At 63.4% G+C, this 17,926-nt stretch carries 13 protein-coding genes; 4 read left to right on the top strand and 9 right to left on the bottom strand.

The features are described 5' to 3' along the window. Both QRM57_RS18750 and QRM57_RS18755 read left to right on the top strand, forming a co-directional pair. On the top strand, window positions 1-2,961 hold the full coding sequence (locus tag QRM57_RS18750; RefSeq protein WP_284987731.1) for an oxidoreductase: 2,961 nt from the start codon (window positions 1-3) through the stop codon (window positions 2,959-2,961). Beyond that, the gene (locus tag QRM57_RS18755) at window positions 2,958-4,751 is read left to right on the top strand and encodes an FAD-dependent oxidoreductase (protein ID WP_284987732.1); all 1,794 of its coding nucleotides are present in this window, start codon (window positions 2,958-2,960) and stop codon (window positions 4,749-4,751) included. The genes QRM57_RS18750 and QRM57_RS18755 overlap by 4 nt, the downstream gene beginning before the upstream one ends. Here QRM57_RS18755 and QRM57_RS18760 read toward each other — a convergent pair. The 7 genes from QRM57_RS18760 to QRM57_RS18790 form a co-directional block, all read right to left on the bottom strand. Beyond that, a complete protein-coding gene (locus QRM57_RS18760) occupies window positions 4,676-6,853 on the bottom strand; it encodes a transglycosylase domain-containing protein (protein ID WP_284987750.1) in 2,178 nt (725 codons plus the stop codon). The genes QRM57_RS18755 and QRM57_RS18760 overlap by 76 nt on opposite strands. Window positions 6,854-6,961: 108 nt before the next feature. Continuing rightward, window positions 6,962-7,462, bottom strand: a complete 501-nt coding sequence (locus tag QRM57_RS18765) for a sensor histidine kinase (protein ID WP_235517492.1) — start codon at window positions 7,460-7,462, stop codon at window positions 6,962-6,964. A 195-nt stretch (window positions 7,463-7,657) separates the two neighbouring features. Beyond that, the gene (locus QRM57_RS18770; protein WP_284987733.1) at window positions 7,658-8,245 is read right to left on the bottom strand and encodes a DinB family protein; all 588 of its coding nucleotides are present in this window, start codon (window positions 8,243-8,245) and stop codon (window positions 7,658-7,660) included. A 148-nt stretch (window positions 8,246-8,393) separates the two neighbouring features. Then, window positions 8,394-9,206 carry a bifunctional allantoicase/(S)-ureidoglycine aminohydrolase gene (locus tag QRM57_RS18775; RefSeq protein WP_235517474.1) on the bottom strand — a complete coding sequence of 271 codons (813 nt, stop codon included), beginning with the start codon at window positions 9,204-9,206 and terminating at the stop codon, window positions 8,394-8,396. 14 nt (window positions 9,207-9,220) lie between these two features. Beyond that, window positions 9,221-10,483, bottom strand: a complete 1,263-nt coding sequence (locus QRM57_RS18780) for a DUF6986 family protein (RefSeq protein WP_284987734.1) — start codon at window positions 10,481-10,483, stop codon at window positions 9,221-9,223. A gap of 1 nt (window position 10,484) precedes the next feature. After that, a complete protein-coding gene (gene aceB / locus QRM57_RS18785) occupies window positions 10,485-12,098 on the bottom strand; it encodes a malate synthase A (RefSeq protein WP_284987735.1) in 1,614 nt (537 codons plus the stop codon). A 34-nt stretch (window positions 12,099-12,132) separates the two neighbouring features. Further along, window positions 12,133-13,533 carry an NAD-dependent malic enzyme gene (locus QRM57_RS18790; RefSeq protein WP_284987736.1) on the bottom strand — a complete coding sequence of 467 codons (1,401 nt, stop codon included), beginning with the start codon at window positions 13,531-13,533 and terminating at the stop codon, window positions 12,133-12,135. A 220-nt stretch (window positions 13,534-13,753) separates the two neighbouring features. Here QRM57_RS18790 and QRM57_RS18795 point away from each other — a divergent pair, with 220 nt between their 5' ends. Beyond that, window positions 13,754-14,509 (top strand): IclR family transcriptional regulator, encoded by a 756-nt coding sequence (locus QRM57_RS18795; protein WP_062071662.1) that lies wholly within the window; start codon window positions 13,754-13,756, stop codon window positions 14,507-14,509. A gap of 189 nt (window positions 14,510-14,698) precedes the next feature. Here the strand turns inward: QRM57_RS18795 and QRM57_RS18800 are convergent, their stop codons facing one another. Together QRM57_RS18800 and pucL are read right to left on the bottom strand one after the other, a co-directional pair. Continuing rightward, window positions 14,699-16,207, bottom strand: coding sequence for a nucleobase:cation symporter-2 family protein (locus QRM57_RS18800; RefSeq protein WP_284987738.1), 1,509 nt, complete (start codon window positions 16,205-16,207; stop codon window positions 14,699-14,701). 163 nt (window positions 16,208-16,370) lie between these two features. Beyond that, a complete protein-coding gene (pucL, locus tag QRM57_RS18805) occupies window positions 16,371-17,285 on the bottom strand; it encodes a factor-independent urate hydroxylase (protein WP_284987739.1) in 915 nt (304 codons plus the stop codon). Between the two features lie 370 nt (window positions 17,286-17,655). On the opposite strand from pucL, the gene QRM57_RS18810 reads away from it, so the two are divergent. Beyond that, complete coding sequence (locus QRM57_RS18810) at window positions 17,656-17,832, top strand: hypothetical protein (protein WP_014922716.1); 177 nt, start codon at window positions 17,656-17,658, stop codon at window positions 17,830-17,832. Window positions 17,833-17,926: the final 94 nt, after the last annotated feature.

A 17,926-nucleotide genomic window follows, 5' to 3' on the forward strand; every position in this document is an offset into this window, starting at 1 on the left:
ATGGCACAGACACGAATCGCCGGAACACCCGTGACCCTTGGCCGCAACGGCCGCACCCCCAAGACCCTCCGTAACCGCCTCGCCTCCGCGCCCATGGAACGCAACTACGGCACCACGGACGGTTACATCACGGAGCAATACATCGACTACCTGGTCATCCGTGCCAAAGCCGGACTGGGCATGGTCACCACTGAGGCCACCTACGTCCGGGCCGACGGCAAGGGCCGCACCCACCAACTTGGCCTGCACACGGATGACATTATCCCCGGACTTCGCCGCCTCACCGAGGCCCTGCACGCGGAAGGTGCGCTCGCCGCCGTCGAACTTAACCACGGCGGCCGCACCGCGCAGGCCGCAGTTTCCGGTTTCAAGAACCTCGCGCCGTCGCCGGTTCCATGCCCGACGGCGGGTGGCGAGGTTCCGCGCGAACTCACCGCTGCCGAGTGTTACGAGCTTGTGGCAGCGTACGCGGCCGCGGCCCGCCGCGCCGTTGCCGCCGGGTTCGATGTCATCAACCTCCACGGCGCGCACGGGTACCTGATCCACCAGTTCATGTCGCCCATTTCCAACCACCGGACCGACCAGTTCGCAGCTCCCTGGTTCTTCATGAACCTCGTGATCGACGCCGTGCGGGAGGCCGTGCCGGACACGATTGTGGGCCTGCGGGTTTCGGTGGTGGAAGGCCCGGCCGACGGCATCAGCGCCGAGCAGCAAGTGGCCATCATCGCCAAGGCCCACCTGGACAAACTCGACTTTCTGGACATCTCGGCCGGCAGTTACGACGCCGGTGAATGGATCGTGCAATCGGGGGAGTGGAAGCCCGGGATCCTGGCCGATTATGCCAAGGCGTACCGGCAGTTTGGGCTTCCCTTGGGCATGGCTGGGCGTTTGAATTCGCCGGAGATCATTGAGGAAGTCCTGTCTCAGGGCACCTGCGACTTCGTGAGCCTGGCCCGTGCCATCCATGCAGACCCTGCCTTTGTTGGCGGCGTCCTGCGGGGAGAACGCTACCGGCCCTGCATCGCCTGCAACGTCTGCATCGACAACCTTGGTCTTGGCCAGGTCACCTGTACGGTCAATCCAGCCGTCGGACGCTCACGGGTTCCAGTTCCGACTCCCGCTGTCCGTCCCGACTCGAAGGTGCTGGTGGTGGGGGCCGGACCCGCTGGCCTCACCGCCGCCCGGGAACTCGCCGAAGCCGGTGCCCGGGTGACGCTGATGGACGACGGCGTGCGGCCCGGCGGGCAGTTCGCGATGGCGGAGCGGATGAAATCGACGCCGGACTTCCACCGTTTTGCGGAGTGGTCCAGCTCGGAAAACGAGCGGCTGGGCGTGGAAGTCCGTTTAGGAGCCCACGTTGACACCTCCGACGCAGGCAAGCTGGCCCGCGAGGTCGGCGCCGATGCCGTGGTCATCGCAACTGGTGGGCATCGGCCGACGCCAGGGTTTATCGGAGCCGGCTCGCCGCGGGTGTCGGATGTCAGGGCCTGGCTCGCCGCCCATCCGGACATCCTGGACGGCGATGCCTCGGCTGCTGTTCCCGAGGCTGTGACCATATGGGGTGGGGACTCCGTGGCCATGAGTGTGGCGGACACCCTCGCGTCCTTGGGCACAGCCGTGCTGATCGTGGGCCCGCAGGCGGCGCTGGCCCCTGAATCGGGGCGCCGTGCCAAGATCCTTGCCGTGCCACGGCTCGAGGCCAACCCAAAGGTGCGGATTTTCCTGTCCAGCACCATCGAGGAGTATGACGGTTCCCGGGTCCGAATCAGCCGAGCGGGTGTTGAGGACCAGTGGGTTGAGGCTCCGGGCGATCTCCTGGTTTCGCGTTCCGTGCTGCCGCTGGATGGTTCCATCACGCACGAGGAACGGGAAGCAGGGCTGAGCCTGGCTGCGTCCGTACCGGTCGCCCTGGCCGGGACGGTTGTGGATACGTCTCCGGCTATCGTGTCCAACGCTGTGAAGAGCGGGTACGATGCTGCGCAACGCATCGCAGCGACGTTGGCCGGAAGCGGCGTGGGAGCCGAGTTCGCCGGAAAGGTGCCAAGTCGCTGGAGCTCTCCAGCGAAGCCGCACGCTTCCGGCGAATTCGGCGCAGAGCAGAGCGAGCGCCAGCCCCGGAGGCTGGGAATGGCCCAGCTTTCCCTTGTCGGCACCGCGCCCCCGGACCTGGTGACCATCGCAGCCCAGGCCGGATTCGACTTCATTGGCGCACGGGTCCGGCCGGTTACTGCTTCCGAGCGGCCCTATGACCTTCAACCGGGCTCGCCCATGCTTCGCGAAACCCTGGCCCGCATGGCTGACACAGGGATCACGGTTGAAGACATCGAGTTCCTGCTCTTGGACGGAACAGGGTTGCAGAACGGGACCGATCAGCGCCAGGCGTGGCTGCAGATGATGGAAGCCGGCCAAGCCTTGGGAGCCTCGACCCTGACGGTGGCATGCGCGGACCCAGACCTTGATCGCTTTGGTGACCACCTCGCCCAGATGACCCTGGATGGCAAGGCCTACGGCATCATGCCTACCTTGGAACCCATCGCTTACCAGGCAGTCCGTTCCATACCGCAGGCGGCAGCGCTGGCACGCCGGGCGGGCTGCAAGATCGTAGTGGATGCCCTCCACGTCAACCGCTTCGGCGGTTCACTGGATCAGCTTGTGGCCGCGGCGGACCTTGTTCCTTTGATCCAACTTTGCGATGGACCTTCCTCACCGCCAAGCACCAGGGAGGAACTGATCAAGGAGTCCCGTTCCGAGCGCGGCGTGCCGGGAGAAGGAGAATTCGACCTTGCGTCCCTCGTAGCTGCCTTACCTGCCGGCACTCCGGTCAGCGTCGAAACCCCATCGGACAGCCGGGTCGCGGCACTGGGCGAATCCGGATGGGCCAAGCACCTCAAAGCGGCAGCCGGAGCTGTCCTCACCACCCTCACAATCAACAACGCAGCACTTACCGGGAGCACCAAATGAACACCAAGCAACCTCTGCCTACTGTGGACTGCGACGTCCTGGTGATCGGCTCGGGGGCCGGAGGCCTTTCAGCGGCAGTGACGGCCGCCTATCACGGGCTGAAAGTCATCGTGGTGGAAAAAGCCGACGTGTGCGGCGGTGCAACGTCCTGGTCCGGCGGCTGGGCCTGGGCGCCGGGGAATCCCCTCGCCAAGAAGGAAGGTGTCAGGGAGGATAAGGACACCTTCCGCACCTACCTCAAAGGGGTCCTTGGGGATGACTATCAGGCCGACAAAGTGGATGCATTCATCGAAGCTGCTCCACACATGGTGGGCTTCTTCCACGAAAAAACATCCCTGCAGTTCGTTCCCGGCAGCAAGATCAACGACATCTACGGCAAGCTGCCCGGAGCAGGAACCGGCAACCGGTCCGTGGGACCCAAACCCCTGAACGCCCGCGCCATCAAACCCACCGTGCGCGCCATGATGCGCCACCAACTATATGAAACATCGTTCCTCGGCATGGGCATCATGGCCGGTCCGGACCTGGGCAAGTTCCTCTCGGCATCACAGGGAAACCCCAAAGGACTGTTCCACGCGGGCTGGCGTTTCGGCTTCCACCTTTTGGACCTCCTGACGCACCGCCGCAACATGCAACTGGTCAACGGCACAGCTCTCACCGGCCGGCTCATGAAATCGGCTGATGACCTCGGCGTCGACATCCGCGTTTCCACGCCAGCCACAGCGTTACTCAACGACGACGACGGCACAGTGACTGGCGCCGTCGTGCGTTCACCGGAAGGTGAGCTGCAGATCAACGCTGCCCGCGGCGTCGTGCTGGCGTCCGGCGGCTTCCCCAACGATGTGCAGCGACGGAAAGAGTTGTTCCCCAAAACCCCAACGGGCCGTGAGCACTGGACGCTTGCGCCACGGGAGACCACCGGTGACGGCATCAACCTGGCCCAGTCGGTGGGGGCCAGCTTCAAGACTGGGGTGAAATCGCCGGCCGCGTGGTGCCCGGTGTCGCTGGTGCCCTACCGCAACGGCAGGACGGGGGTGTTCCCGCACATCATGGACCGGGCCAAGCCGGGCAGCATCGGTGTCCGCGCGGACGGTCAGCGGTTCGTGAACGAGGCGAACGGCTACTACGACTACGTCGAGGCGCTCCTGGCCGCGACGCCCGAAGGCGAAACTGTGGAGTCATGGCAGATCGCGGACAGCCGCTTTGTCCGCAGGTTCCCGCTGGGCATGGCCAAACCTTTGCCCGTGCCCCTGTTCCCGTACCTGCGCTCGGGATACCTGATCAAGGGCAGGACGATCGAAGAACTGGCGGAGAAGTGCGGCATAGACCCCGCCGGTCTACGTCGAACAGTGACGAGGTTCAATGCCAACGCACGGGCCGGCGTGGACCCCGACTTTGGCCGTGGAGAGACCGCCTTCAACCGGTACGGCGGCAATGCCGGCAACAAGCCCAACCCGTCGTTGGGTCCCATCGAGAAGGGCCCGTTCTATGCCGTGCGGGTGGTTCCCGGCAGCTTCGGGACCTTTGCCGGCGTTGAGACCGACGGGCGCGCACGGGCACTTGACCTCCACGGTAAGCCGATTCAGGGACTCTACGTTGCGGGCAACGACCAAGCCAACGTCATGGGCGGCCACTACCCGGCAGGCGGCATCAACCTCGGTCCCGCGCTGACGTTCGGCTACATCGCCGGAAGGGATCTCGCCGGCGTGGATACCTACCGCGGCGCGGTAGGTGCAGGGGTGACCGGAGCAGGTGGGGGAGCCGGTGCAGGGAAGGGACCGCTGGGGTAGAGCGCAGTGGCTTCCATCATGTAGTTTGCCCACTGTGGACCGGCGATCATGTAGCCGTCCAGCGACCTGTAGAACTTGCCGTTGATGGTGACGTTCTGGCCCGCCCGTTGCTGGCCCGCCGAGGTATCCCCGAAGAACGACGCCGTAGCCAGCGTGGTGGTGAAGCCGGCTACCCAGGTGGCTCCGTTGTTGTTCGAGGTTCCGGTTTTTGCAGCGACAGGGACCTGGTTCTGTACCTTGGGTTCGATGTAGACGCCGGAACCCATCTTCAGTACGTCCTGCAACACAGCGTTGACTCCGCGGGCAACGGCAGGTTTGACGGCATCCCGGCACTCGGGTTGCTGGGCATCGTATTGCCGCCCCTGGGCGTCCTTGATTTCTGTGATGGCGATAGGGGCGCAGTAGGTGCCGTCGTTGGCGAAGGTGGCGTAAGCGCTCGCCAGGACCACGGGCGCCACGCCGATGGAACCGAGCAGGTTGCCGATCTGGTGCATGTTGACCGGCGCGTTGTCCAGGCCGCTGTGCAGGCCCACAGTGTCCACCATCCGCTGGATGCCGCAGAAATCCAGTTGCGCGGCAGTGGCGAACGTTGCCGTATTGATCGAGTTGTAGAGCCCGTAGTTGATGGGCATGGGACGGTAGTAGCCGGGGTCGTTGTTTTGCAGGTCATCGTCGGCACCCAGGTTGGCCGCTTTTTGGGCTGTGCTGTAGCCACCCATCACTTTCCCGCAACTGTCACGCCACGGGAAGCCCACCGGGTAGACCCGGCGGGAAGCATCCACCACCGCGGTTGGATTCTTGCCCTCATTGAGCCACTCGGCATAGATGAACGGCTTCATGGTGGACCCGGGTTGGAAGCCGCCGGCCCCGTTGAGGTCGTAGCCGTTCGCATCCTTGGCGTCCACGTTGAAGTTCAGCTGGGTATCGTACTTCCCTTCCTCCGGGACGAACACCGTGTTCTGCGCCATCGCAAGGATTTTGCCGGTACCGGGCTGCACCGTGGTCATGGCCGCGCCCCACTTGTCAGGATTGTCGCCTGCTGAGGCATCGACCTGTTTTTGCGCGGCGGCCTGGAGCCTGCTGTCCAGCGTGGTGGTGATGGTGAGGCCGCCGCGGAACAGGAGCCGCTCGCGTTCCTCCAACGTTGAGCCATAGGCGTCGTTGTTGAGGATGAGATGCGAAACGTAGTCGCAGAAATACGTGGCGATGGTGGCCCCCGCGCAGCCCTGCATGGACGGGGTGATGTTGAGTTCCAGCGGTGCCGCCACTGCAACACCGTGGTCCACGGCGGTGATCTTGCCCTGCTCCAGCATCCTGTCCAGCACCAGGTTGCGCCGGGCGACTGCGGCGTCGGGGGCAACGGTTGGATCGTAGACACTGGGCCCGTTCACCAAGCCGGCCAGGAGTGCGGCCTGCGGCAAGGTCAGGTCCTTGGCGGACGTACTGAAGAAGTAGCGCGACGCCGCTTCGATGCCGTAGGCGTTCCGGTTGAAGAAGACAATGTTCAGGTAGCCCTCAAGGATTTGGTCCTTGCTGAACCGCTTTTCCAATTCCAGGGCCAGCTTGATCTCGCGGAGCTTGTCTCCCATGGTCTTTTCGCCGCTCAGGACCACATCCTCCGGACGTCCCTGAGTGAGCCGCGACTCGTTGAGGACATTCGTCACGTACTGCTGCGTCAGCGTTGAGGCGCCCTGCCTGGTTCCCTTGGTCAGGTTGGAGCTCAGCGCCCGCATGATGCCTTGGGCGTCCACACCCGGGTGTTCGTAGAACCGGCTGTCTTCAATGGCGACGATTGCCTCACGGATGAAGGGTGACATCTCCTCCAGCGGAACTTTCACGCGGTTCTCGGCATAGAAGGTGGCAATGTGTTGGCCGTCGGCAGTGACTACTGTGCTGGAAAGGGACGGTGAGTCAACGTTAAGTTCGCTGGGCAGGCTCTCGTAGAACCCGATGGATCCGCCCACTGCGGTGCTGGTGAAGGCGACGACCGGCACCACGAACCCGGAGATCAGCACGCCGCAGAGGATACTGACAAAGAAGAAACCGAAGATCCTGAGCAGGACCTTCCCGAGAGCTGGCTTACGACCCTTGTTCCGCGCCATTTTCGATGCCATTCCGTAGGGATATGAGGCTGAAAAGTAGGTACAGAATACGTCCGGCTCTGCCGCCGATCCATGGGGTGTAAGCCTAAATAAGGTCCCAAATAGGACTCAATCCAAGGGAAGGGTGACCCTTACGCTGGTGCCCCGTCCAACCTCGGAGTCGATGTCCACTGTCCCGCCGGCGTCGTGCACTGCGATCGACATCATGAGGAGCCCGAAACCGTGCCGCCGCCCACTGGGCGCGGCATGGATTTCGAAGCCGCTGCCATCATCGGTGATGGTGAGTTGGATGCCGTGGTAAACCGCGTTCAGGCGGATGGTGAGCTCGCTGGCTCCCGCGTAGTTCAGGGTGTTGCTGAAAGCTTCCTGGGCCACGTGATACAAAAGGGCCGCCGCGGAGGACGAGATTTCGATTCCATGGTGCGGGGTGTGCCAGTGCACTGTCACACCGGCCCTGCGAAGCGGAGCAGCCAGCCGGTCGATGCATCCTGCGACACCCAGCGCGTAGAAATCCACGGGGTGTTGATCCTGGATGATGCCCTTGACGGCCATCACCTCACTGAGAGCTGCTGACTGGTCCATTGGGTCCCCCACATCGTCGTCTTTCATACTGGAAATTCGATGCCGAAGACTCCGTGTATTGGTGCTTCGACTGCTTCCAGCGTGGCGCTGATGTATCAAGGAACCTTTTCGATTAGCTCAAGTTCGTATCAAGTTTGCGGGGCGGACTTGCGCCGGTGGACTTCCCGCATAACAGCGCCCGACGGCGGCACGTGAGTACCGTCGTCGGGCGCTGTCAGGGTGTCAGCGGTTGCTGTGGTCTGCCTCCACTGCGGCCTGCTCGATGCGGGCCCGGTACGCTGCCCACTCCTCCGTGGACTTTCCCGGTATGTTCGGATCCCCTGGCCGCTGGCCGGCCGAACCGTCTATGAGTTCGCGGAGAATATCCGCATGCCCGGCATGGCGGGCCGTCTCGACGCACATGTGAACCAGGATCTGGTGAAGCGTCACGTTCTTCTTCGCCTCGTTCCACCAGGGCACCACGCCGGCCGCGTCCAACGGCAGTGCCTCGATGGTGGCGTCGCTGTGCTCGGCAGAGAAACGGTGGAGTTCCATGATCTCTTCGCGGCTTTCGTTGGCCGGAACCCACATGTCCCCATCAGGCTCGGCGCCATCGGCAAACCACGGCAGTTCCCGGCCACTGGGCCGCCCGAACGTCACACCGAAGTAGTCTAACTGGACGCTGGCGACGTGCTTCACGAGCCCCAACAGATTAGTGCCGGTGGGCGTCATGGGCCTGCGGGCGTCGTACTCGCTGAGGTCCTCGACTTTGCTGAGGAGATCCTCCCGCCGATTCCTGAGGTATGTGAGCAGCGTCGCTTTGTCATCCATGTGCTGCACTCTACCGAAGGGGTCCGCGCCGAGGTCGCGGGAAACGTGCCAAAACGCAGAAGCGCCGAGTCCGCCGGAAAACGACGAAATCGCCGGAAAACTCCAGCGAACTGGCAGCTTTCCGGCGATCTCGGCGTAGGCGCAATGCTTAGGTCAGCTTCACCTGGCGGTTCATGTCCTTGTACAACAGGTACCGGAACTCGCCCGGACCACCGGCGTAGCAAGCCTGCGGGCAGAACGCGCGCAGCCACATGAAGTCGCCCGCTTCAACCTCGACCCAGTCGTTGTTGAGCAAGTACATGGCCTTGCCCTCCAGCACGTACAGGCCGTGCTCCATGACGTGGGTTTCCGGGAAGGGGATCACGCCGCCGGGCTGGAACGTGACGATGTTGACCTGCATGTCGTGGGCCAGGTCGCTCGAATCCGTGAAGCGGGTGGTCTTCCAGACGTCGTTGGTGTCCGGCATGGAGGTGGGCTCCACGTCCTTCTCATTGGTCACGAAGGACTTCGCTTCGAAGCCCTCAAGCCGTTCGTAGGCCTTGCGGATCCAGTGGAAGGAAACGATGTCGTCGGAGACGTTCTCCAGGCCCCACTCTGCACCGGCTGCGAGGTAGGCGTAGCCGCCCTCTTCGAGGTGGTGCAGCTCGCCGTCGAGGGTCAGGTTGACCTGGCCCTTGGTCACGAAGATAACGCCTTCAACGCCGGACTCGAACTCGGCCTTGGGAGCGCCGCCGCCCGGGCCGATCTCCACAATCAGCTGGGAGAACGTGGTGGCGAAGCCGGAAATCGGCCGCGCGATGATCCAGGAGCGGGTATTGGAGAAGCCCGGCAGGTTGCTGGTGACGATGTCCGTCATGACACCCTTGGGGATCACCGTGTAGGCCTCGGTGACGATGGCCCGCTCGGTGGTCAGGTGGGTCTGCGGGGGCAGCCCGCCCTCGGGGTAGTAGTACTTGCCCATGCGAAATGCTCCTATCAGTGGGAAGTCGGTTGTGCGAGCCGCGGGTGCGCCAGCGCGGTCAGCTGTGAAAGTTCGACGCCGGCAAGCGCCTTGACCTCGTCGGTCCCCACTGCGCCGCACTGGACGCCGCGGAGGACGAAGCCAGCCAGCGCGCGGGCCGTGGCGGGCTCATCCATGACGCCGCCTTCGGTGCGCTCCACATAGTTACGCAGGCGCAGCGCCGCGGCGGGCAGGCCTTCGCGGTAGAAAGCGTACGACGCCGAGAAGCGGCTGGGGAGCTGGGCGGCGTGGAGATCCCAGCCCTGGTAGTAGCCGTTTTCCAGGGAACGTCGGACCAGGCGGCCGTGCAATTTCCAGGCATCTTCCACTGCGTCACCGACGGGGATGATGTTGGTGGAACCGTCGGACAGGCGGATGCCTGTGCCGGCAACGGCCAGTTGCATGACCTGCTTGGCGAAGTCGGCCACGGGGTGTTCCATGGACTGGTATTCCGCGGAGATGCCCAGCGACGCGCTGTAGTCGTAAGTCCCGTAGTGCAGGGCGCTGATGCGACCGGGTACCACGTGGGGGAGCTGTGCCACCGGCGAGGTTCCATCCGCGCCGATGATGAGTTGCGGGGTCTCCACCTGCACCTCAAAGCGGAGCCGGCCAGCGGGGAGCCCAAGGACTTTCTCCAGGCGGGACACTGCGTAATCCATGGCCTGGACCTGGGCCACCGTGGTGACCTTGGGCAGGGTGAGGATCAGGCCGGCCGGGAGCTCCCCGGCTGCTGCGAGCGTGGACACGAACAGGTCCAGGGTGCGCAGGCCGCGGGCCCGGGTAGGGGCTTCGAAGCACTTGAAGCGGATACCGATGAACGGCGGTGCTGTTCCGGCTGCGACAGCAGCTGCAACGGCGTTGGCGGCAGCAACGGCGTCGGCGTCTTCTGCCTCGTCGCCGCGGTCACCGTAGCCGTCTTCAAAGTCCAGGCGAAGGTCCTCAATGGGCTCGGAGGCCAGCTTGGAAGCTACCCGGGCGGCAACGGCTGCAGCCAAGTCGGGCTCCTGGCCCAACAGCTGTCCAAGCTTTTCGAGGCCGCCGTGGGCCTCCGCCGTCGCGAGTGCCTGGGCGCCCCAGTCCGCCAGGAAAGTGGGCGTGAAGCGGTCCGCCGGAATGTAGACGGTGTGGATGGGCTGGCGGGAGCCGTCGTCGCCGGGGTAGTTGCGGTCCAGCAACTGGTCCGTCGCGGTCAGCTGTTCCTCGATGTGGGCCAGGTCAGATGAACTCAGTGAACCCATCTCAGCCCACCAGCTCATACGCGGGCGTGGTCAGGAAGTCCGTGTACTCATCGGAGAGACAGATGTCCTCGATCAGCTTGGACGCGGGCTCGTAGTACTTGGTGAAGTTCTCGTCGCCGAATTCGATGCGCAGGCGCTCGGTCTCTTCGCCCAGGATGCGGGTGACCAGTTCGCGGGTCACTGTGTTGCCGGTGTCCGCGAGGATCGACTTGTTGCGGAGCTGCTGCCAAACCTGCGAGCGGGAGATCTCCGCAGTCGCGGCGTCTTCCATCAGATTGTGGATGGCCACGGCACCACTGCCGGAGATCCACACGCCGGTGTAGGCGACGGCGACATACAGGTTCAGGCGCAGGCCGGCTTCGGTGACGGTACCGCCGGCGGACGCGACGTCGATCAGCTGCTCAGCAGTGACGTTCACCTCGGGGCGCTGCTTATCCAGCTGATTCTTCTTACCGCCGTTTGCAGGGTCGCCAAGCACGGAATCGAAGACTTCGCGGCAGGTGGGCACCAGGTCCGGGTGGGCAACCCAGGAACCGTCAAAGCCATCGTTTGCTTCGCGGGTCTTGTCGGCGCGGACCTTGTCGAAGGCTGCGGCGGTGACGTCCGGCTGCTTGCGGTTGGGGATGACGGCGGCCATGCCACCCATGGCGAAGGCGCCGCGCTTGTGGCAGGTCTTGACCAGGAGCTCGGTGTAGGCACGCATGAAGGGTGCCGTCATGGCAACGGTGGCGCGGTCCGGGAGGACGAACTCTTCGCCGGCATCACGGAAGTACTTGATGATGCTGAAGAGGTAATCCCAACGCCCGGCATTGAGGCCGGAAGCGTGGTCACGCAGTTCGTAGAGGATCTCGTCCATCTCGAACGCTGCCGGGATGGTTTCGATCAGCACGGTGGCGCGGACGCTGCCCTGCGGGACGCCGAGGTAGTCCTGTGCGAAGACGAAGACGTCGTTCCAGAGGCGTGCCTCAAGGTGGCTCTCCATCTTGGGCAGATAGTAGTACGGGCCGTGACCGTTCTCCAGCAACTGCTTGGCGATGTGGAAGAAGTGGAGGCCGAAGTCCACCAGCGCACCAACGGCGGGTTCGCCGTCGAGCAGTACGTGGCTTTCCTCCATGTGCCAGCCGCGGGGGCGGGCAACAACAACGGCCAGGGGAGCATCCGTGCGGAGCCGGTATTCCTTGCCCTCGGGGGAGGTGAAGCTCAAAGTGCCCCGGGCGGCGTCGCGGAGGTTCAGGATGGCGTCGACGACGTTAGGCCACGTGGGCGTCGAAGCGTCTTCGAGGTCGGCAAGCCATACCTTCGCGCCGGAGTTCAGGGCGTTGATGGCCATCTTGGCCGGGGTTGCCGGACCGGTCATCTCAACGCGGCGGTCCTGCAAAGCCGCAGGAGCCTCGGCGACTTTCCAGTCGCCGTCGCGGATTTCCTGGGTTTCCGGAAGGAAGTCCAGACGGGACGTATCCGCAACCTTCTGGCGCTTGACCTTCCGTGCCTGGAGAAGCTCGTTGCGGGTGCCGGCAAAGCGGGTGTGCAGTTCTTCGATGAAGGCCAGTGCCTCCGGGGTGAGGATCTCCTCGGCGCGATCGATCGGCCGGGGATCAGTGACTGTGATAGCCATGTGAGCGGATTCCTTCTTCTAGGGTGCGCTGGTGCTACAGCGCGCTGGCGGCGTTTGCGTGCGCGGCGGCTGCCACCGCAGCAGCAACATCGGCAGCAACATGGGGATCGAAGACGCTGGGGATAATGTAACTCGCGTTCAGCTCGTCGTCAGCCACCCGGTTGGCGATTGCCTCGGCGGCGGCCACCAGCATGTCAGGCGTAATGTCCGATGCCCCTGCGTCCAGCAGCCCGCGGAAGAATCCGGGGAAGGCCAGCACGTTGTTGATCTGGTTCGGGAAGTCACTGCGGCCGGTAGCTACGACGGCGGCGTGCTTGGAAGCGACCACGGGATCGATTTCCGGCGTCGGGTTGGCCATGGCGAACACGATTGCATTCTCGGCCATCGAGGCGACCTGCTCCTCGCCGATCACGTGCGGTGCGCTGACGCCGATGAACACGTCAGCACCCTTGAGGGCATCGTGGAGCGTACCGGAGAAGCCTTCTTCGTTGGTGTTCGCTGCGATCCAGCTGCGGTGCTCGTCGCTGTAGTCCTCACCCGAGTGGATGGCGCCCGAGCGGCCCGCGGCGATAATGTGCTGCGCGCCCTGGGCCTTGAGGAGCTGGATGATGGCGGAGCCGGCAGCGCCGACGCCCGAAACCACGATCTTGACCTCCGACAGCTTCTTGTCCACGACACGCAGGGCGTTGACCAGGGCTGCGAGCGTAACGATCGCGGTACCGTGCTGGTCGTCGTGGAAGACCGGGATGTCCAGCTCTTCGCGGAGGCGGTTCTCGATTTCGAAGCAGCGCGGTGCGGCGATGTCTTCAAGGTTGATGCCGCCGTAAACGGGGGCCATGGCCTTGGCGATCATGATGATCTCTTCGGTGTCCTGGGTGTCCAGGCAGACCGGCCAGGCGTCAACGTTGGCGAACTGCTTGAACAGCGCAGCTTTGCCTTCCATGACCGGAAGGGCCGCGGCGGGGCCGATGTTGCCCAGGCCCAGGACGGCGGAACCGTCAGTCAGGACGGCGATGGTGTTGCGCTTGACCGTGAGGTTGCGGGCGGCGGCCGGGTCTTCTGCGATCGCCATGCAAACGCGGGCGACGCCGGGAGTGTAGGCACGCGAGAGGTCGTCGCGGTTGCGCAGGGCTACTTTGGGGACAACCTCGAGCTTGCCGCCGAGGTGCATGAGGAAGGTGCGGTCCGAAACGTGCTGGACGGTGACGCCGTCGAGTGCGTTCAGGGCGTCCTTGACGCGGGCTGCGTGGTCGTCGTCGGTGGTGTTGCAGGTGACGTCGACAACGATCTTCTCGTGGTGGGATTCCGTGACGTCCAGGGCGGTGATTGCTGCACCGGCTGCGCCGACGGCTGCTGCCAGTTCGCTGGTAGCGGTGAAGCTCGACGGTGCGGCGACGCGCAGGGTGATCGAGTTTCCGGGGCTCGGATTCGCCATTGAAATTCCTCCTGTTAGGCCCGTTCCCGGGCCGCCGTTCCTACAAAATGTTTTCGTATTATGGATATTATTATCTACAAAGTGGAAACACAACCCCTTGCTTGGTCATGTTCGGTGTCATCGCGCCGCTTGCATGCGTGCTGTATGTTGGGTGTTCTAAGCAATTCTTTTCACGATGCGGATAAGAGTTGTCGGAATCTGAGTCATTGGAGACAAGGGAATGGCTGAAAAAGCCTCCGGAGGCGTGCAGTCCGTTGAGCGCGTCTTTGAACTGTTGGAACTGATCACGGACGCCGGTGGCGACGTCACCTTGAGCGAGCTCTCCTCGTCCACGGATTTGCCCCTGCCTACCATCCATCGCCTGCTGAGGACCCTGGTCTCCCTCGGCTACATCCGCCAGCTGCCAAATCGCCGCTACGCCCTGGGCCCTCGGCTCATCCGGCTCGGCGAAGGTGCCAGCAAGCAACTCGGTGCCGTAGCCCGCCCGCAGCTCAAGACCCTCGTAGAACGACTCGGAGAGACCTCCAACATGGCGGTCCTGGACTCGGACATGGTCATCTACGTGGCCCAGGTTCCGTCCATGCACTCCATGCGCATGTTCACCGAGGTTGGCCGTCGCGCCCACACGCACGATACCGGCGTCGGCAAGGCCATCCTGGCCCAGCTGGATGACGAGGTTGTCCGCGGCATCGTGGCCCGCACCGGCATGCCCACCCCCACGGCCAAGAGCATCGGGGACATCGACTCCCTGCTCGCGGACCTGGCATTGATCCGTGAGCGCGGCTACTCCATTGACGAGGAAGAGCAGGAGCTTGGCGTGCGCTGCTTCGCCATGGCCGTCCCCAACGCGCCCACGCCCACTGCGATCTCCGTTTCCGGGCCGATTACCCGCGTGGACCAGAGCTTCGCCGACCGTGCTGTGCCCATGCTGCGCGAGGCTGCCAAGGCGATCTCCGCGGAGCTCAACCAAAACTAATCCCTGCCCAGATGGCACTAGATGGCAATGTTCCCCGCGAACATTGCCATCTTTTGTTATCTGGACGGCCCCTGGAAGGTGGGCGGCGCGCTCTGGGCGAGTGCCGCCGTCGTGCGCTTCCCGTGGCACGGCGAAAGGCGGCAGAGTCCCCCAAGGGAACACTGCCGCCTTTCATCCGCGGAAGAGTGGTCAGTGCTCTGACGCGCTGGAGGTCTTGAGCGGGACCTCGTTGCCGTCGGCGTCGATCAACTTGCCGTTCTCAAAGCGGTCGCCTTCGCTGAGGCACTTGATGTCCTCTTCGCTGACAATCCGGTCCGTTCCTGCAACGAACACTGACTGGTTGTCCGAGTTGCCGGCCTTGAAGTGGTTGAACAGGATGTTCAGCAGGATCGCCATGACAGCGGCCGAGCTGATGCCGGAGTGGAAGATCGTGGAGAACCAGGACGGGAACTGGTCGTAGAACTTCGGGGCGGCGATCGGGATCATGCCGAAGCCGATCGAGGCCGCCACGATGATCAGGTTCATGTTGTTCTTGTACTCGACCTTGGCCAGGGTGCGGATACCGCTCGCGGCAACCGTACCGAAAAGTACGACGCCGGCACCGCCCAGGACGGGCGTCGGAACCGCTGCGACCACGCGGCCGAGGATCGGCAGGAGGCCCAGGACCACCAGGATGAGGCCGCCGGCGCTGACCACGAAGCGGCTCTTGATGCCCGTGATGGCAACGAGGCCAACGTTCTGGGCGAAAGCGCTCTGCGTGAAGGAGTTGAACAGGGGGGAGATGGCGCTGGAGAGCATGTCGGCGCGGAGTCCGTCACCGATGCGGCGGGAATCAACCTTGGTGTCCACGATCTCGCCCACCGCGATGATGTCTGCGGAGGTCTCGGTGAGGGTCACCAGGATAACGATCAGCATGGAGATGATGGCGGCTACTTCGAAGGTGGGGGCACCGAAAGCGAAGGGTGTGGGGAATGCGACGACGTCGCCCTGGCCCACCTTGGAGAAGTCGGCCATGCCGGCAATGAGCGCAATGATGGTGCCGATCACCATGGCCAGCAGGATCGAGAGCCGGGAGATCGCGGCGTTGCCGACCTTACTCAGGAGCAGAACGATGCCCATGGTTGCTGCGGCCAATCCGATGTTGGCCATGCTGCCGTAGTTGTCAGCCTTGGCGTTGCCGCCCATGGCCCAGTTCGCGGCCACCGGCATCAGGGTAAGCCCAATGGTGGTGATTACTGTGCCGGTAACAACCGGTGGGAAGAATTTGATGATTTTCGAGAACAGGGGAGTGATGGCCAGGCCGATCAGCGAAGCCACGATCACCGAGCCGAACACCGCCTGGATCCCGCCACCACCCTGGACGATTGCCACCATGGTGGAAACGCCGGCGAAGGACACGCCCTGGACCAGCGGCAGCTGCGAGCCGAACCACGGGATGCCCACCGTCTGAAGGATGGTGGCGAGCCCGCCTACGAACAAACAGGCGGCGATCAAAAGGCCGATGTCCTGTGAGTTCATGCCGGCCGCTGCACCGATGATCAGGGGCGGGGCAATGATTCCGCCGTACATGGTGAGGACGTGCTGGAAGCCGTAAGCGAAGGTGCTTCCGATGGAGAGGCGCTTGTCCTCGGGCCGCTCGGACTGGTGTTTCTGCTGCGAGGTGGTATTCGCGGGGCGGGATTTCTTCTTGATGTTCATGGCAGACTTTCTGGGTTCATGGCAGACGTCTTCGTCTGGCTAACTGTGTCTGGCTAACAAATCTTGGGGTTTTGGGGTCGGGTTTGTGTACAGGTGAAGCCTTAAAGGGGCTCTTAGGGGCAGCGCCTGTACACAAACCCAGGGTTTGGCTTTCGCCGGGTGGTTAGCAGAAGCCGGCGATGCCGCTCCATGCAACGGGTGCAGCGTCGATGTCTTCGCGCTGGACGGTTGCTTCGATGAGGCCGTACGGGCGATCAGCCGCGAAGAAGACCTCGTTGGGGTTGTCCAGGCCGAACGGGCTCAGGTCAACCAGGAAGTGGTGCTTGTTGGGCATGGAGAACTTGATTTCGTCCACTTCGCTGTGTGCTTCGAGGACCTTCTTGCCCATGTCGAACAGCGTCTGCTGCAGGGCGTGGGAGTAGTTCTCGGTGAAGCCTTCCAGCAGGAGGGCCTTGATGTCCTCGTAGCTCTTGTTGAAGTCCGTACCGGCGAAGTCCAGGTTGGTGTTGTAGCGCCAGCGGGCGGAGACATCCGTTGCGAGGATGCGGTCCGTGGTCTCCGGCAGGGTGGTGTACTTATCCCGCGGGTAGCCGACAAAACCTGACTGGGTGGTCTTCAGGACGGTCAGGTCCTTGAGGCCGCTGATCAGGTGGGTGGTTGCGCCATCACGGACGACGACGGCGGTACGCACCTCTTGTCCGTTGCGGACGAAGCTGTGGTCGTGTCCCTCGCCGTGTGCCTGGATGCGATCCCAGCTGTAGGCCTCGGCTTCCCAGCGTCCGCCGGTTACCCAGTCGAACCCACCGGTGAAGTGATCGGCAAGGCGCAGGAGGAAGGCTTCGGGGGAGCCGATGCCTTCACGAGCGAAAGCGTAGACCGTGTTCTTTTGGGTGTCGGTGGCAACGACGTGGCCGTTGTCGCCTTCGAGGTGGGCTGCCTGGAAGTCGCCGCGCAGCTGCGAGGTGACGTTCAGGTCTTCGATGTGGTGGCGGTCCGTATCCCGAGTGACCTTGACGACGCGGACTTCTGCTTTGCCGTACTGGTTTTCGCCGAGGACGATGTTGTTGCTCATGGTCATATCCCAACTTCTGTGAGGTGGAACCTAGGTTCCATCAATGAAATTAAGCGCGTGTTTCCACCGCGTTTCTGGTGGAGCCGACCCAACAAAAAAGAGCCGACATCCATTGATGCCAGCTCATTACGACCCTGCCTGCTGCTCTCAGGTTACGTGACCTACGCCACGAACTGATTCGAGAGTAGCGCATGGTTTCGGCCTGTGTATACGGGTTCCCAAGGATCGTTATGAACTACCCGAATGTGACCGGGGCAACTCACTTTGCTCCGGAGGGGCTCTTGACGCCCAGTTTCCCAGCTGCCTACACTTTCCACATAACAATAAAAGTTTTCCGAAGTACGGAAACTGAGTGCATGAGAAAGAGGAGGAACAGATGGACTCGAAGGATACGAACAACGTCGTGGAATTCCCGGCACCGGGTCAGGAGCTGTACCTGCCCTTCGGTGCAACAGATCCGGACTTCTATATTCCGGCCGACTGCGACCGCAAAGCCGGCGGGTTCTCCCGTTGGCTGCGCGCGCTTCCGGTGTTCGGCCGGCAGCGCCCCTGATTTTCCTGCATCACGGGCGCGGACTCTGCGCAACAGAGCCAACGAGGCGGGCGATACCTGGGGAGGTGTCGCCCGCTTTTCGGTGCTCGACTCC

The organism is Arthrobacter sp. fls2-241-R2A-172 (genome assembly GCF_030208885.1).
Taxonomy (GTDB): domain Bacteria; phylum Actinomycetota; class Actinomycetes; order Actinomycetales; family Micrococcaceae; genus Arthrobacter.

Coding starts and splice junctions, on each gene's coding strand:
- QRM57_RS18750 (WP_284987731.1), top strand. CDS start 1: ATGGCACAGACACGAATCGCCGGAACACCCGTGACCCTTGGCCGCAAC.
- QRM57_RS18755 (WP_284987732.1), top strand. CDS start 2,958: ATGAACACCAAGCAACCTCTGCCTACTGTGGACTGCGACGTCCTGGTG.
- QRM57_RS18760 (WP_284987750.1), bottom strand. CDS start 6,853: ATGGCGCGGAACAAGGGTCGTAAGCCAGCTCTCGGGAAGGTCCTGCTC.
- QRM57_RS18765 (WP_235517492.1), bottom strand. CDS start 7,462: ATGAAAGACGACGATGTGGGGGACCCAATGGACCAGTCAGCAGCTCTC.
- QRM57_RS18770 (WP_284987733.1), bottom strand. CDS start 8,245: ATGGATGACAAAGCGACGCTGCTCACATACCTCAGGAATCGGCGGGAG.
- QRM57_RS18775 (WP_235517474.1), bottom strand. CDS start 9,206: ATGGGCAAGTACTACTACCCCGAGGGCGGGCTGCCCCCGCAGACCCAC.
- QRM57_RS18780 (WP_284987734.1), bottom strand. CDS start 10,483: ATGGGTTCACTGAGTTCATCTGACCTGGCCCACATCGAGGAACAGCTG.
- aceB (WP_284987735.1), bottom strand. CDS start 12,098: ATGGCTATCACAGTCACTGATCCCCGGCCGATCGATCGCGCCGAGGAG.
- QRM57_RS18790 (WP_284987736.1), bottom strand. CDS start 13,533: ATGGCGAATCCGAGCCCCGGAAACTCGATCACCCTGCGCGTCGCCGCA.
- QRM57_RS18795 (WP_062071662.1), top strand. CDS start 13,754: ATGGCTGAAAAAGCCTCCGGAGGCGTGCAGTCCGTTGAGCGCGTCTTT.
- QRM57_RS18800 (WP_284987738.1), bottom strand. CDS start 16,207: ATGAACATCAAGAAGAAATCCCGCCCCGCGAATACCACCTCGCAGCAG.
- pucL (WP_284987739.1), bottom strand. CDS start 17,285: ATGACCATGAGCAACAACATCGTCCTCGGCGAAAACCAGTACGGCAAA.
- QRM57_RS18810 (WP_014922716.1), top strand. CDS start 17,656: ATGGACTCGAAGGATACGAACAACGTCGTGGAATTCCCGGCACCGGGT.